The organism is Flagellimonas iocasae, from assembly GCF_042682725.1.
GTDB lineage: Bacteria > Bacteroidota > Bacteroidia > Flavobacteriales > Flavobacteriaceae > Flagellimonas > Flagellimonas iocasae.
The window spans coordinates 797,763-810,208 of the sequence record NZ_JBHUHU010000003.1 but is presented as its reverse complement, the minus strand read 5'-3'; the positions used below and the strand labels follow the sequence as shown (position 1 = coordinate 810,208).

Here is a 12,446-nt window from a genome sequence, read left to right as displayed (position 1 = left end):
TTTATTTCCTACAGAAGTAAATCATTTCAGTTTCATCAAACCCAAATCGATACTGCTCCTGTTCCGAAAACTCATTCAAAAAGTCATCCTGTTGAACATTGAACCCTGCATGAGCAAGTCTGTTCACATAATCTTTCCCATACCATCTTACATGATCACGTTGACCAAATGCCTTTAATCTTCCCTTTTTGGAAGTGATCGTTAAATCTTCATATGTAACCTCTCTAGAATAATCAATGGGAACTTGAAAGATACCACAGCCTCCCTTTTTCATTACCCTAAACAATTCAGACAAGGCCTGCCTATCATTCGGAATGTGCTCTAGAACATGGTTGCATAATATAAAATCAAATGAATTATCTACAAAGGGTATATTGGTAATATCAACTTTTACAATCTCTACTTTTTCTTGAAAATCAAAATCTTCTGGATTCAAATCACAGGGGAGATATTCAATATAATCCATCGCGGAAAACCAAGCGTAGAATACTTTTTCGGGAGCAAAATGCAATAGGGTCATTCCTTCCTTCAGCAATTTTTTCTCTTGAATATAACTCCAAACCAAACGATGCCTTTCTAGAGAAAGACAATTGTGGCATCTTGCATTTTTTCTCTTCCTTTTTCCATACGGCCCAAATTCTTTATAGCATGACATGCAAATGGGACAAAGCACTCTATCCCCAGCATACATACTTTCTTTTTTTGATTTTTTATACTCCGTCAACAACCTATTAAGACCATTTTTTCTTTGCTGCATGTTATTTATTTTTCTCTAGAAAAATTAACAGCAACTCAGTTAAGTACAATCTGCCGATTGATGGATTGGGTATATGAATTGACGAAGTACCAGTTGAGATCGGTATTGCCTGCGGTGCTGGCCTTCATAGTGGGGAATGTAATCAACAATTCAAGACAATAATTTCAACGAATTCTCAATTTGGCTCAAAAGGATGTATACCTATTCAACCCAAATGGTATAGCTGCCTGATGTTAGCTCAAAGGATCCTTTTTTATTCCCATTGCTTTCCGTAGAAATCGCGGTTCCATTTTTAGAAATGGAAATTTCCTGTTCCTCACCTACTGGAAGTTCGACCCATGCCGCGCTGTTTTCAGGAATGGTTATTTCGAAAAGCTGTTTTCCTTTCTCTTTTTTCCAGTTGGAAACGATTTCACCTAAAGGTGAGTGGTATGAACTCGTAACTTCCGACAAATCATCGGGCAATGCCGGATTGATGAAAAATTTCTCAAATCCTGGGTAATCGGGATCGGGTCGAATGCCCCCAAGCCATCGATAAAACCATTCGGTCACCGTGCCAAACATCGGATGATTATTAGAATAGGTATTGTCACTTTCCTTCCAGGTTTCCCAAAGGGTGGTTGCCCCCTGATCTATCATATAGCCCCAACCGGGGTAGGCGGTGCTGTTGACAATATTGTACACGGTATTGGCATTCCCCGTTTTGGATAGCGCTTCCAACATGTACTTGGTTCCAAAAATACCCGTGGTAAAATGTCCCTCTGGTCCAGATAAGGAAGCCAGCAACGAGTCGGTCGCTTGTTCCATTTCATTTTCTGGAATAACATCGTAATAAACCAATGTCGAGAAAAGGGTTTGTTTATTTATGGGCTCCGTGACGGGAGTCTTCCAAAAACGGTCAACAAGGATGGTTTCTAGTTTATCCGTGAGGGTTTCAAAGTGTTTTTCATGGGCTGCATCTCCCATGTAAGCCGCAAAATCTTTCATGATGCGTGCACACTGAAGGTAATGTGAGGTTCCGGTCAGTTCAACAGGAACTGGCTCCAACGACTCATGGTCGGCCAAACCTTCGTCTACAATGCCATTAGGATGAATACGAGCTGCTTTATCCATCCATTGTAAATCCTTTTCATACAATTCCTTAATAATGTCGGCATCCTTGTAATAGAGCCAAAGCTTATTTTGGGTGGTGATAAAGGCCGATTCCCAACTCAACCCACAATACTTTATACCCACATAAGGCGCAGTATCCACAAAGGTTGAATCATTCATCGCATCGACCCAATCGTAAATGGTCTTTCTATAAAAATCTTGCATGTCTGCATTGTAAATGAACGATTCACTCGTCGCATTTAAATCCCCTCCGTAGCCAAACTTTTCACGGGCAGGGCAGTCCGATTGCACACTGATGAGGTTCGTCAAAAATGTACGCACCGTAATTTCTTGTATGGAATTGATAAGTTCTGATGAGGAGGCAAAATTATTCTCATTTTTCACCGTGGTATGTAGTGAAAGTCCTTCCACATCTCCAATGTCTGGAGCATTCTTAAGCCCCGATACTTCCATATATTGATAGGTATGAAATGTAAACTCCGGCTGGTACCAAATCTCATTTTTGTCCCCAAAAATATAGCTGCCCGTCTGCCAAGCAATCTCCGGGGCACCGGGACCTCCTGTACCTTTCTTTTTAATCTGACCTGCTACCGTGGTCATGGGATTGAGCGTTCCATCGTCATAAATTCGTTCCCCAAACCGAAAAGAAATGGTATCCCCTTTTTCCCCTTTTAGATGGATTCGGTATAAACCCGTAAAATTCACACCCATATCAATCACATACGTTCCATCGGCTACATTTGCTATAGACACAGGGGTTTTTATGTCCGTTATTTGAATGGGTGGGAAAAATGATTTTTGCAATACTCCTCCTGGCCCTTTGGTCTCAATAGCTTTTTTCCATGAGTCCTCTTTAAAACCTACGGTTTTCCATTTGGCCACTTCATTTCCTGCATCATAAACTTCGCCTAGGTACACGCTGTTTTTTCGAATAGGCCCATAGGAATAGGTCCAGGTATTATCTGTGAGAATCTCTTCTATTTCACCATTTTCATATTCCAATTTTAACTTGGCTATGAATTGAGGTTTTCCGGTGGGTAAGGCATCCCGTAGATTTAAATTTCCCCACATTTTCATAGGAAGTGGGTTATAGAATCCGTTCCCAAGAGTCACCCCAAGGCAATTTGCACCTTGTTTTAGGTCTTTAGTGAGGTCATATTCCGAATAATAGACGCGTTTTGCAAAATTGGTCCATGCAGGGTCAAGGTAATTTTTACCGATTCGTTCACCGTTGAGTGACGCCCGATAGTACCCTGCTGAGGTAATGTACAACTTGGCCGAACGGATATCCTTTTTTATGCTGAACTCTTTCCGAAAAATGGGCGCGGGATGTTCATCATAAAGAAGCGAATCTACCTTGGGCAAATCCTCTTGTACCGCAATCCATTGGGCGTTGACCAAATCATGGGTGTCGGTATTCTTTTCTTTAGTTTTTGCGGTCGGGTTACAAGACAAAGCGATTAAGGAAATAACAATCGCCAGGACAGGCATCTGCTTTGAAAGTTTACTCAAGGAATTTATCATTTTTTATGTTCAGTCTTTTTATACCCCCACTCGATTAAAAAGCAGAGTCCTATCAGCCCAATAGAAACGGCTACTCCCGCCCAGTTGGAGTTTAATTGTTGGATGATCAATGTAGCCAAAGCCAATAGGCAAAGGATGCAACCGGTTATGGGCAACCATTTTCGGGCTCCTATTTCATTATGGAGTTTGAATCCCACATAATTGACGATGGCAAAAATCAAAAGAAACCCAATACTCCCTGCAGTAGAAATGCTTTCCAAATCCAAGAGATTTACCAAAACCAAAGTGGCAATTGCGGTAATCATCAACCCAATAGGTTGGTTCCAAAATTTGGACAGAAAGTGATGGGGAAGTTCATCATCCTCAGCGATTTCAAAATTCACCCTGCTACCTCCATACAAAGAAGCATTGATCGCGGAAAAAGTGGAAATCAAAGCTGCAATGGTAATGATTGTAAATCCGGTCTGCCCCAACATGGGCTTGGCTGCCTCGGCCAGGACATAATCTTGGGCATCCGCTATATTTTTAAAAGGCAAGGAACCCACGGTCACTATGGCAATCACTACATAAAGAACAATCACGAATCCTACGGAAATGTAATACGCTTTTGAGATGTTCTTTTCAGGGGTTTTAATATCCGGAGCTGCGTTGGCAATCAGTTCAAATCCTTCATAGGCCACAAAAATGACCATCCCTCCGGCAAAAAGTTTAATAGGGGTTTCCCAATGTTCCAAGGCCAACTGTTCCAGATTTGAATTTCCAAACAAACCATAAGCTCCCACGAAAATAAACCCAATCAAAATGACCAATTTTATCACTACAGCATAGGATTCTATTTTGCCCACGACCGCAATGCTGTAATAATTAATGGCGGTGGCCAATACGATTATGGCACTGGCATAAATGTGAAAATCTATGGTTGGGTTTGGTGTGATTTTAAACAGGTTGGGCGCGTAAGAACCAAAGGCCGAAGCATAAAGGGACAACATAATAATGTAGCTTATCCACAGCAGATTGTTCATGGCCCCACTAAAAATGGTCCGACCAAAACCTTGATTGATGAATTTTACCGTACCACCCCGATCGGGATAGCTTCGTGATAATTTTGCATAACTGTACGAAGTGATCAACGCCAAAGCCCCTGCCAAAATAAAAGCTACGGGCGTACCTCCTTGAGCAAGGGAAACCGCCAGTCCCAAAACGGCAAAAATTCCACCACCCACCATGCCTCCGATTCCGATGGAAATGGCTTCTTTAAGTCCTATGGTTCCGTCTGAGGTTGGTTTAGACATTGCCCAGACAAGTTCTTCTATTCTTCGGTAAAAACCAAGTAAAATCTACTACTCCGTGCAGGGTTTAGTTTTGATGCTCCTTTAAGTAGGCTGCGACCAGTCCATGGCCTTCCCGGTTGGCAATGCTCAACGGGGTATCCCCATTGTCCATTTTCAAACTGGGGTCTGCTCCGTTTTCAATCAATAACTTGGTGATTTCCAGATTACCACGATGTACCGCGGAATGCAGAGCGGTTACATTTTGCATTTGTACCGTGTTCACATTCACGCCCTTTTCCAACAAAATTTTACAGAGCTTATGGTTTTCCTTGGCCACGGCGGAATGCAAGGCATTGACCTTGGTTGGATTGGTAGCGGCCAAATTTGGGTCAGCACCTTTGTCCAATAAGAGCAGTGCAATATCGGTCTGATCAAAAAAAGCGGCCAGGGACAGTGGGGCAAATCCATCTTTGGAATGGGTATTGGCCCAATCGGCACTGGACTCATCCAAATACTGCGCAACAATTTCCTTTTTACCGGAAACAATCGCTTCGTGAAATGAGAATGAGGTCTTCAGCAAAACGGCTTTTGTAAATGCTTCCTTGAAACCACTGTAGGCCAAAAGCATAAACCCGGAACTTCCATTTTCATCTTCCAGATTGATGACTTCTGGATGTTCCTTTATCAATGTCAGTGTCTTTTCCGGATCCCGATTTTGGATGTGGGTCTTAAGGAGTTCAATCAATTTATCCATTTTGCAAGAATGCTTAAAACACTGAAAAATAACATTTTAATTCCATTTTTATCGGAAACCAATTATAAAGCTATTGTCCAAAAAAGGTTCTCGCCAAAACGAGTATCAAACCAATTACATAAATGGTGGTGAAAATACGCTTGTTGTTTTTGGCCAACCAATTGGGCAAAAAAATATCAAAATTGTCTGCTGTGGAGTCGGAATATCTACGGGCCATTATTGTTAATGGACAGAACATTTTAAAAATCAAGAGCACCACTCCCTCTCCAATGACCAATCCAATGCCTACCCAAGTATAGGTGTCAATTTTTCCAGTTATTCCAGAAAACAGCACATAGAAAATCACAATCACGAAAAATACCCAAATAAATGTGTGCAGTAGTTTTATCCAAAATAGCTTATTCAGGTTGCTCATGGTTTTAAGATATTGGTCAGCGATGTAATTCCGATTTCAGTTTTACCAACTCACCCAACAATCGTGTTTCTTTCACCTTGTTCGATAGGTTCATGGCGTGTGCCATCCGATAGATCTCAAAATTAAGGGTATCAATCTCCGTCTCTCTTTTATTATTGATGTCCTGAAGGGTGGAAATGAGTTGCCCATCGGACATGCGGCTGATCATCAAAACTTGATCTTCCAGTTCAGATGTACCCAGGTCGATTCCTTTTTTATTGGCGATGAGGGCACATTCCACGATGACCCGCTGTGCTATGGCAAACACATTTTTGTCCCGATGGAAAATCCCATTGTCAATTTCCAACAAAGGGCATATGGAATTGAACACACAATTGGCAATGGCCTTTTTCCAGATGATGCGCTGAATGTCCTTTTCCGCAGTAAACCTAAAATAGGGACAGTCCAAGGCTTCAACTACATTTTCCAAAGTGGACTTTCTTTGTTGAATGATTCCAACAGGTGATGGGGCCACAGGTTTGTAACCTATCGTATTTGGATCGCTGTTCTGACTGGTTACAAAAAGGACACACCGGTAGATTTCAGGAAAATCTTTGGTTATAAAAGGCTGTTCCACGCCCAGCCCATTTTGCAGAAGCACTACAGGTGAATCTCCAATCTTTGGCTCCAGCTTTTCAGATAGGGATTTGTTCCCAAATGATTTACTGGTGAGCACCACGAGCCCATTCAATTGCGTATGGTTACTCAACGTACTGATGGTGATTTCAGCTTCTAGCTTGGGACCGTCCTTGAGTTCAACGGTTATTTTCTGATTGTGCGAAGTCCCATCATCCAAATGGCCGCGAATCAACTCCACTTCTTTGCCTTCATGATTCAGGGACACGGCCAATGCCTTTCCAACAGCACCAGCACCAATGATATAGACTTTCATACCCCTAAGTTACCAACATTGGGGCATATTTGGACAGTTATTTTATAACGAACATTTTTTGGTTGGGTAGATCAATGGTAATCTTTTGTCCAATCCAGTCCAATCCCGTAATACCTTCATAAATCAACCCATCAATAAAGGTGGCATTGAAGTTCTCCACACCGGACTTTTTGTCCAAACTGGACAGTTTATCGAGTTTGGTAAAATAATACATGTTGCCTTCATCGGGATTGAAAGGACTGGGTCTAAATTCATTTTTTATTTGGGTGGAATTCACTCCCAACGTTTCCATATATCGAGAACTGAACCGATACACTCCAAATCCTGCACCTGAATCCAATCCCACTAGCAGTTCCAGAGTATCATTTAAAAAAACATGTGCGAAAATGTCCAAGCTGATGTTCCTGTCATTGGTAATGGCTAATGGCGTTTCAAAATCAGCTTCAGAACGGATTTGATCCAAGGATTGTGGAGATTCTATGGTTAAAAGTTTATTCTCAAAATCAATGGTAAAGGGCTGGTTCTTGAAAGGCGTCAGAGAGATGAGTCCATCAATCGGGAAATCAAAATTTAATACCGCTGTTTGTCCATTTGCTTCAATAAAATCTCCAATTTGTAAAGAATCGTAATTCCAAAGATTGGCTTGAAGTGCTTCACCCGTTGCCCGATGCCCTGTGTAAAAGTGATGGGTTTCTTCCAAACTTCCCACTTTGTCCCCAAACTTTTGGGTGATCAGATTGATCCCGGCACCTGTATCAAAAATGAATGTCCCATCTATCCCGTTTACTTTCGCTTGGATGATAATATGTCCTTCCGGGGTTAACACAAAAGGAACTTGAATGGGTTCGGACGCTTGATTTTGGGAAAAGGTAATCAGTGAAGTAAAAAGGAATAAAAAAGCAACTATTTTCTGCATGGTTGGTGATTGTATGGGTTTCCTTTTCGACGAACCAACACTAATTCTGTTACAATCAATACCTTGAAAGTGTGGCTATAAGAGAGGTTTTCTATTGCACAGTTCTTCGCCCGACGAGTTCTGTCGGCGTCAATCCAAAATGCTTTTTAAAGGCATAGGAAAAATGCGATAAGTTTTCAAAACCGGTTTCCAAATAGACCTCAACTGGTTTTCTCTTTTTGTTGGAAAGTTGGTAGTGCGCCAGCTCTAGTCGCTTTTGGGTCAACCATCGCTGTGGGGTTGTGTTGAATACTTTACTGAAATCACGCTTGAAAGTGGTCAAGCTTCTTCCTGTCAAGTAACTAAATTTCTCCAAGGGCATATTGAACATGAAGTTCTTCTCCATAAAATCAGCCAAATTGATTTTATACGGTTCCTCAAAATTGGCCAAAAGGTTATCGATGTTCGGGTCGATTCTTCTGAGAATGGAAATGGCCTCCGCAATTTTCAAGGATGCGATTTCCTCTGGAAAAATTTCATCCTCCATATCAAAATATGGAATCAGGGAAGCCAAGCAACTTTCCAATAAGGGGTGGTTTTTAAAATGGAAGATTTTGGTCGGAGCTCCTTCTTTTGGCTGCGCATTCAAAGGCGCATAAAATGTTCTCAGTTTCTCCACGGACAAATGCATCACCACAGATTTATGTGGGAGTCCATCCTTTGGATAATTGATGATAGTTGCCAATTGGTTCCTGGGAATCAAAAAAATATCCCCAGCTTTAAAAACATGGCTTTCATCCGCTTGAATAATCTTGGTCTCACCCGAAATGAACCACACAAGCATATGGTGATCAAACACTACCTCAGTTTTAAACAACCTATCATCATACGAGGAGAGCTTAATATCCGGGGTAATATATTTAAGTTGAAATTCCATAGGCCTGTGCAGCATAAAATTACATAGATCAGTCCATTTGAAACTGCACTCCGGTCAATTCTTCGCTCAATTTCCATAGTAGTTGTGCGCTGGCCTGGTCCAAAGAATAGGGATGAACACCACTGCCTTTTGATAAATCCGTGCTCAATGGGGCAATCTCAACATCCTCACAGTACATGCCACCCATTGAATTTAGCATTGGACTTGTGGCACACCAAACTGTTGTAGCGGCTCCCTGCGGAATAGTTTTTAATGATGCTGCAACCTCGGGCAAGAGGTTCCCTTCCGCATCGCAAAAACCCATTTGTTGAAACAGTTCCAATGAAGCTTCCCGTGCCAATTCCGTTCCTCCAATGGAGCCTGGGTGCAACGAAAAAACCCTTACATCATTGCTCATTGCTCGATGGTCCATTTCCATTGAAAACAAATTGAGCGCCGTTTTGGATTGGCCGTAGGCCTGCAAAGTTTCGTAAGCGCGATTTTCAAAATTGGGGTCCTTAAAATCAAACGGGGCGAAATGGTGCCCTTGTGAAGATACATTCACTACTCGTGCCCCATTTGCTTTTTTCAATGCTGGCCATAACCCAGCTGTTAATTGAAAAACAGACAGATAATTAGTAGCGAGTTGGGACTCAATTCCTCTGCTATCCCTCCGTAGAGGCACCCACATAATGCCCGCATTGTTGATGAGCAAGTGCAAAGGCCTTTTGGAAGCCAAGAACTTTTTAGCAAAAGCATCCACGGATTCCGGATGCATTAAATCCATGGTTTCCAGTTCCACGTTTTCAATACCCTGCAGATTCTTTTCGGCTTTGTCAATATCCCGTGCTGGAACGATTACGGTCGCTCCCGCTCTTGCAAGAGTTTTGGTAGTTTCCAATCCAATTCCTGTATTGCCACCAGTAACGATGGCGGTTTTCCCAGAAAGGTCAATCCCTTTAATAACTTCCGCTGTGGTTGACTTGGCAGTAAACCCCGAACCAATTGGTTTTTGAAGCACGCCTTGATAATTGTTTCGTCTCATTTTTCATGGTTTTATTGGAGACAAAACTAGTGGGGAAAGAAACGTTGAACTTTGTTCAAACGTCCAATGTTGCTTTGTTCAAAAGTTCATTGGAAACTTGAAGGGTGTAGTTCCTATTTTATTCGTATAGGTGTTCTCCAGTTGTAATTCTTCAATTACCATGTCCTGAAGGGTCTTAAGTTCCTCGTTATAATTACTGTTTTCCTTCTCGCTTTTCTTCAGTTCGGACAAGACTTCAAAAACAAAACTTTCTTCACCATATTCATTCCAGTCCTTTTGAAGCTGCTTATTTCTATGGTTTCCAAATTTAAGTTCCATCTTATGTCTGTTCCATTTTGACTCCATATCCAAACTATGGTCAATCAAAACTTTGTTATTGCGAACGTTCTTTACCTGAAAAACTCCCATTGGAAATTTCAGTTGCTTATACTCGTCTTTGAGTTCTTTTTTGGTTTTCATTTTTTTATTGGTAAGAGATAAATGGTTTTGACCGTCTTTACTCCAGAATGGCCACTACACGGGCAGGTGCCGCAGAAGCTCCCACAATTTTCAAAGGAAAGACAGCCACTTTAAAACCATCATAGGGCAATGCATCCAGGTTGACCAATTGCTCCATGTGCCAATATTCCTTTTTCTGACCTACTAAATGCGCTTCCCAAAAAAATTCGGGATTATTGGATTCCTTAGCTTTCTGCAGCATGTAGGGTAAGGGTAAATCCCACCCCCAAGAGTCGATTCCCATGACACTTATGCCTTGATCAATAAGCCACTCTGTAGCCTCGGCGCTCATCCCTGTTCCCTTTTTGTGAAAATCCTTGGTACCATTGAACTTGTCCCTACCTGTTTTAATCAAAACAATCATTCCAGCTTCCAACTTTAGTGCATTGGTTTTTAAAAATCCTTGCAGATCAAAAACGGTGATGGGGTCAAAATCGGCTTTGTGTTTCATATCGATTACTATTCCATCAGAAAAACATTGGTCAAGGGGTATCTCGTCAATAGTTTTGGATTTGGCACCATCAGTAGTTGGCGAATAATGCCAGGGTGCATCAATATGTGTGGTGGAATGAACTCCCATTTTTTGAATGGTATCATCGGCCCAACCCTCAAAACCCTTCGGAAATAATTTGAACGGCAGTCCCAAAACTCGAATAAGCCATTTTGCCTTGCGGTGCGGTTTGTGCTTTATTTTAACTTTCATAAACCACGGGTCGGATGGATTGTATTGAATCGGTTTGGAAAGGTCGATTACTTTCATTTGATTGATGATGAATTTTCGAGGTGCTTTATTCGGAGCCTCGTTTCTTTTTGTTGTAGTAGTAAATCGCATAGGCGATTCCGGCCAAGAGCACGAAGGGGAGATAGCTCCCGATGACAACGCCTATTTCGTAGGCGCTGTCCGGAGCTTCTTCCATCTTTTTTTGGATATCGGCCTGTTGAAGGATTGCCAGCAACATCAATTAAGAGTTCATTAATTCTTCGATTTCCTCAATCTCAATAGGAATGTTGCGCATCAAGTTGAATGGTTCTCCTGTTTCTTGGATGACCACATCATCCTCCAAACGAACGCCCATACCTTCATCTGGAATATAAATTCCAGGTTCAACGGTAAAGACCATGTTTGGTTTCATTGGCGTCTTCAATTCGCCATAATCGTGGGTGTTCAACCCGATATGGTGACTTGTGCCGTGCATAAAGTATTTTTTATAGGCAGGCCAATCTGGGTTTTCATTTTGTACATCCGCTTTGTCCAAAAGACCCAGCCCAATCAACTCAGAGGTCATTACCTTTCCTACCTCCTTATGAAATTCAGCCCAAATAACTCCGGGCACCAACATCTTTGTAGCTTCATTTTTTACCCGAAGCACAGCGCTGTACACTTGTTTTTGTCTGTCAGTAAACCTGCCATTGACCGGAATGGTTCGGGTCATGTCGCTGGAATAGTTGGCGTATTCGGCGGCCAAATCCAACAAGATCATGTCACCATCCTTAACCTGTCTATTATTTTCCAGATAGTGGAGTACATTGGCATTGTTTCCTGCCGCAATAATAGGCGCATAAGCATATCCTTTGGAACGATTTCGGATAAATTCATGAGCGAACTCCGCCTCTATCTCATATTCCCAAACCCCTGGTTTTACAAATTCCAAAATTCTTCGGAAACCCTTTTCGGTGATATCGCATGCGGTTTGCATGATGGCAATTTCTTCGGGTTCCTTGATTCCTCGAATCTGTTGCAAAATGGGATTACTCTTTGCCCACTGGTGTGCTGGATATTCCTTTTTACATTTCTCAATAAAACGATCTTCACGAGTCTGTGTCTCCACCGCTTGGCGATAATGCTCATTGGTGTTGAAGTAAATAGTATCCGCCTCGGTCATCAAATCAAAAAAGACCTTGTCAAAATCGGTAAGCCAATATACCGTTTCAATGCCGGATACTTCCGTAGCCTGTTCCTTTGTAAGCTTGGCACCTTCCCAAACAGCAATATGGTCATTGGTCTCTCGAACGAACAAAATCTCGCGATGTTTTGGGTCCATGGCATCAGGGAACAATAAAAGAATGGTTTCTTCTTGATCAGCACCACAGAGATAGAACAAATCGCGGCTTTGCTCAAAGGGAAGGGTACTATCGGCACCTATGGGATAAATATCATTGGAATTGAACACAGCAATGCTTTTTGGCTTCATTTGTGCCGTGAACTTTTTACGATTTTTTACAAACAGATTACTGTCTATGGGAGAATATTTCATATAAAATTTTTGATTTGCCCAAATGTAGGTAATTGCTTGGGCGGAGACAAATTCATAACTTCCCAGCCAAAA

At 41.8% G+C, this 12,446-nt stretch carries 13 protein-coding genes; all 13 read right to left on the bottom strand.

What is annotated here, in order from left to right:
- Position 1 precedes the first annotated feature (1 nt).
- The 13 genes from ACFSJE_RS10900 to ACFSJE_RS10840 all read right to left on the bottom strand — a co-directional run bounded on the left by ACFSJE_RS10900 (position 2) and on the right by ACFSJE_RS10840 (position 12,374).
- Positions 2-757, bottom strand: a complete 756-nt coding sequence (locus tag ACFSJE_RS10900) for a class I SAM-dependent methyltransferase (protein ID WP_379831004.1) — start codon at positions 755-757, stop codon at positions 2-4.
- Positions 758-958: 201 nt separating this feature from the next.
- Positions 959-3,394: a family 78 glycoside hydrolase catalytic domain gene (locus ACFSJE_RS10895; protein WP_379831003.1), complete on the bottom strand. Its 2,436-nt coding sequence runs from the start codon at positions 3,392-3,394 to the stop codon at positions 959-961.
- On the bottom strand, positions 3,391-4,686 hold the full coding sequence (locus tag ACFSJE_RS10890) for an APC family permease (protein ID WP_379831002.1): 1,296 nt from the start codon (positions 4,684-4,686) through the stop codon (positions 3,391-3,393). Before ACFSJE_RS10890 ends, ACFSJE_RS10895 begins: the two co-directional genes overlap by 4 nt.
- Positions 4,687-4,750: 64 nt before the next feature.
- Entirely contained in the window at positions 4,751-5,419 is a 669-nt protein-coding gene (locus ACFSJE_RS10885) for an ankyrin repeat domain-containing protein (protein ID WP_379831001.1), read from the bottom strand.
- 70 nt (positions 5,420-5,489) lie between these two features.
- Positions 5,490-5,834: a hypothetical protein gene (locus ACFSJE_RS10880; RefSeq protein ID WP_379831000.1), complete on the bottom strand. Its 345-nt coding sequence runs from the start codon at positions 5,832-5,834 to the stop codon at positions 5,490-5,492.
- A 16-nt stretch (positions 5,835-5,850) separates the two neighbouring features.
- Positions 5,851-6,765 (bottom strand): ketopantoate reductase family protein, encoded by a 915-nt coding sequence (locus ACFSJE_RS10875; RefSeq protein ID WP_379830999.1) that lies wholly within the window; start codon positions 6,763-6,765, stop codon positions 5,851-5,853.
- Between the two features lie 37 nt (positions 6,766-6,802).
- Entirely contained in the window at positions 6,803-7,681 is an 879-nt protein-coding gene (locus ACFSJE_RS10870) for a retropepsin-like aspartic protease (RefSeq protein ID WP_379830998.1), read from the bottom strand.
- 91 nt (positions 7,682-7,772) lie between these two features.
- A complete protein-coding gene (locus tag ACFSJE_RS10865) occupies positions 7,773-8,597 on the bottom strand; it encodes a helix-turn-helix domain-containing protein (protein WP_379830997.1) in 825 nt (274 codons plus the stop codon).
- Positions 8,598-8,625: 28 nt separating this feature from the next.
- The gene (locus ACFSJE_RS10860; RefSeq protein WP_379830996.1) at positions 8,626-9,621 is read right to left on the bottom strand and encodes an SDR family NAD(P)-dependent oxidoreductase; all 996 of its coding nucleotides are present in this window, start codon (positions 9,619-9,621) and stop codon (positions 8,626-8,628) included.
- A 78-nt stretch (positions 9,622-9,699) separates the two neighbouring features.
- Positions 9,700-10,080 (bottom strand): GIY-YIG nuclease family protein, encoded by a 381-nt coding sequence (locus ACFSJE_RS10855; protein WP_379830995.1) that lies wholly within the window; start codon positions 10,078-10,080, stop codon positions 9,700-9,702.
- Positions 10,081-10,117: 37 nt separating this feature from the next.
- Positions 10,118-10,879: a cyclase family protein gene (locus ACFSJE_RS10850; RefSeq protein WP_379830994.1), complete on the bottom strand. Its 762-nt coding sequence runs from the start codon at positions 10,877-10,879 to the stop codon at positions 10,118-10,120.
- A gap of 28 nt (positions 10,880-10,907) precedes the next feature.
- The gene (locus ACFSJE_RS10845; RefSeq protein ID WP_379830993.1) at positions 10,908-11,078 is read right to left on the bottom strand and encodes a hypothetical protein; all 171 of its coding nucleotides are present in this window, start codon (positions 11,076-11,078) and stop codon (positions 10,908-10,910) included.
- A 3-nt stretch (positions 11,079-11,081) separates the two neighbouring features.
- Positions 11,082-12,374, bottom strand: a complete 1,293-nt coding sequence (locus tag ACFSJE_RS10840) for an aminopeptidase P family protein (RefSeq protein ID WP_379830992.1) — start codon at positions 12,372-12,374, stop codon at positions 11,082-11,084.
- Between the last annotated feature and the right edge of the window lie 72 nt (positions 12,375-12,446).

Bases quoted from the DNA above. Each gene is read 5' to 3' on its own strand.
- ACFSJE_RS10870 (WP_379830998.1), bottom strand. From the start codon at position 7,681: ATGCAGAAAATAGTTGCTTTTTTATTCCTTTTTACTTCACTGATTACC.
- ACFSJE_RS10850 (WP_379830994.1), bottom strand. From the start codon at position 10,879: ATGAAAGTAATCGACCTTTCCAAACCGATTCAATACAATCCATCCGAC.
- ACFSJE_RS10895 (WP_379831003.1), bottom strand. From the start codon at position 3,394: ATGATAAATTCCTTGAGTAAACTTTCAAAGCAGATGCCTGTCCTGGCG.
- ACFSJE_RS10840 (WP_379830992.1), bottom strand. From the start codon at position 12,374: ATGAAATATTCTCCCATAGACAGTAATCTGTTTGTAAAAAATCGTAAA.
- ACFSJE_RS10875 (WP_379830999.1), bottom strand. From the start codon at position 6,765: ATGAAAGTCTATATCATTGGTGCTGGTGCTGTTGGAAAGGCATTGGCC.
- ACFSJE_RS10880 (WP_379831000.1), bottom strand. From the start codon at position 5,834: ATGAGCAACCTGAATAAGCTATTTTGGATAAAACTACTGCACACATTT.
- ACFSJE_RS10855 (WP_379830995.1), bottom strand. From the start codon at position 10,080: ATGAAAACCAAAAAAGAACTCAAAGACGAGTATAAGCAACTGAAATTT.
- ACFSJE_RS10885 (WP_379831001.1), bottom strand. From the start codon at position 5,419: ATGGATAAATTGATTGAACTCCTTAAGACCCACATCCAAAATCGGGAT.
- ACFSJE_RS10890 (WP_379831002.1), bottom strand. From the start codon at position 4,686: ATGTCTAAACCAACCTCAGACGGAACCATAGGACTTAAAGAAGCCATT.
- ACFSJE_RS10860 (WP_379830996.1), bottom strand. From the start codon at position 9,621: ATGAGACGAAACAATTATCAAGGCGTGCTTCAAAAACCAATTGGTTCG.
- ACFSJE_RS10865 (WP_379830997.1), bottom strand. From the start codon at position 8,597: ATGGAATTTCAACTTAAATATATTACCCCGGATATTAAGCTCTCCTCG.
- ACFSJE_RS10900 (WP_379831004.1), bottom strand. From the start codon at position 757: ATGCAGCAAAGAAAAAATGGTCTTAATAGGTTGTTGACGGAGTATAAA.
- ACFSJE_RS10845 (WP_379830993.1), bottom strand. From the start codon at position 11,078: ATGTTGCTGGCAATCCTTCAACAGGCCGATATCCAAAAAAAGATGGAA.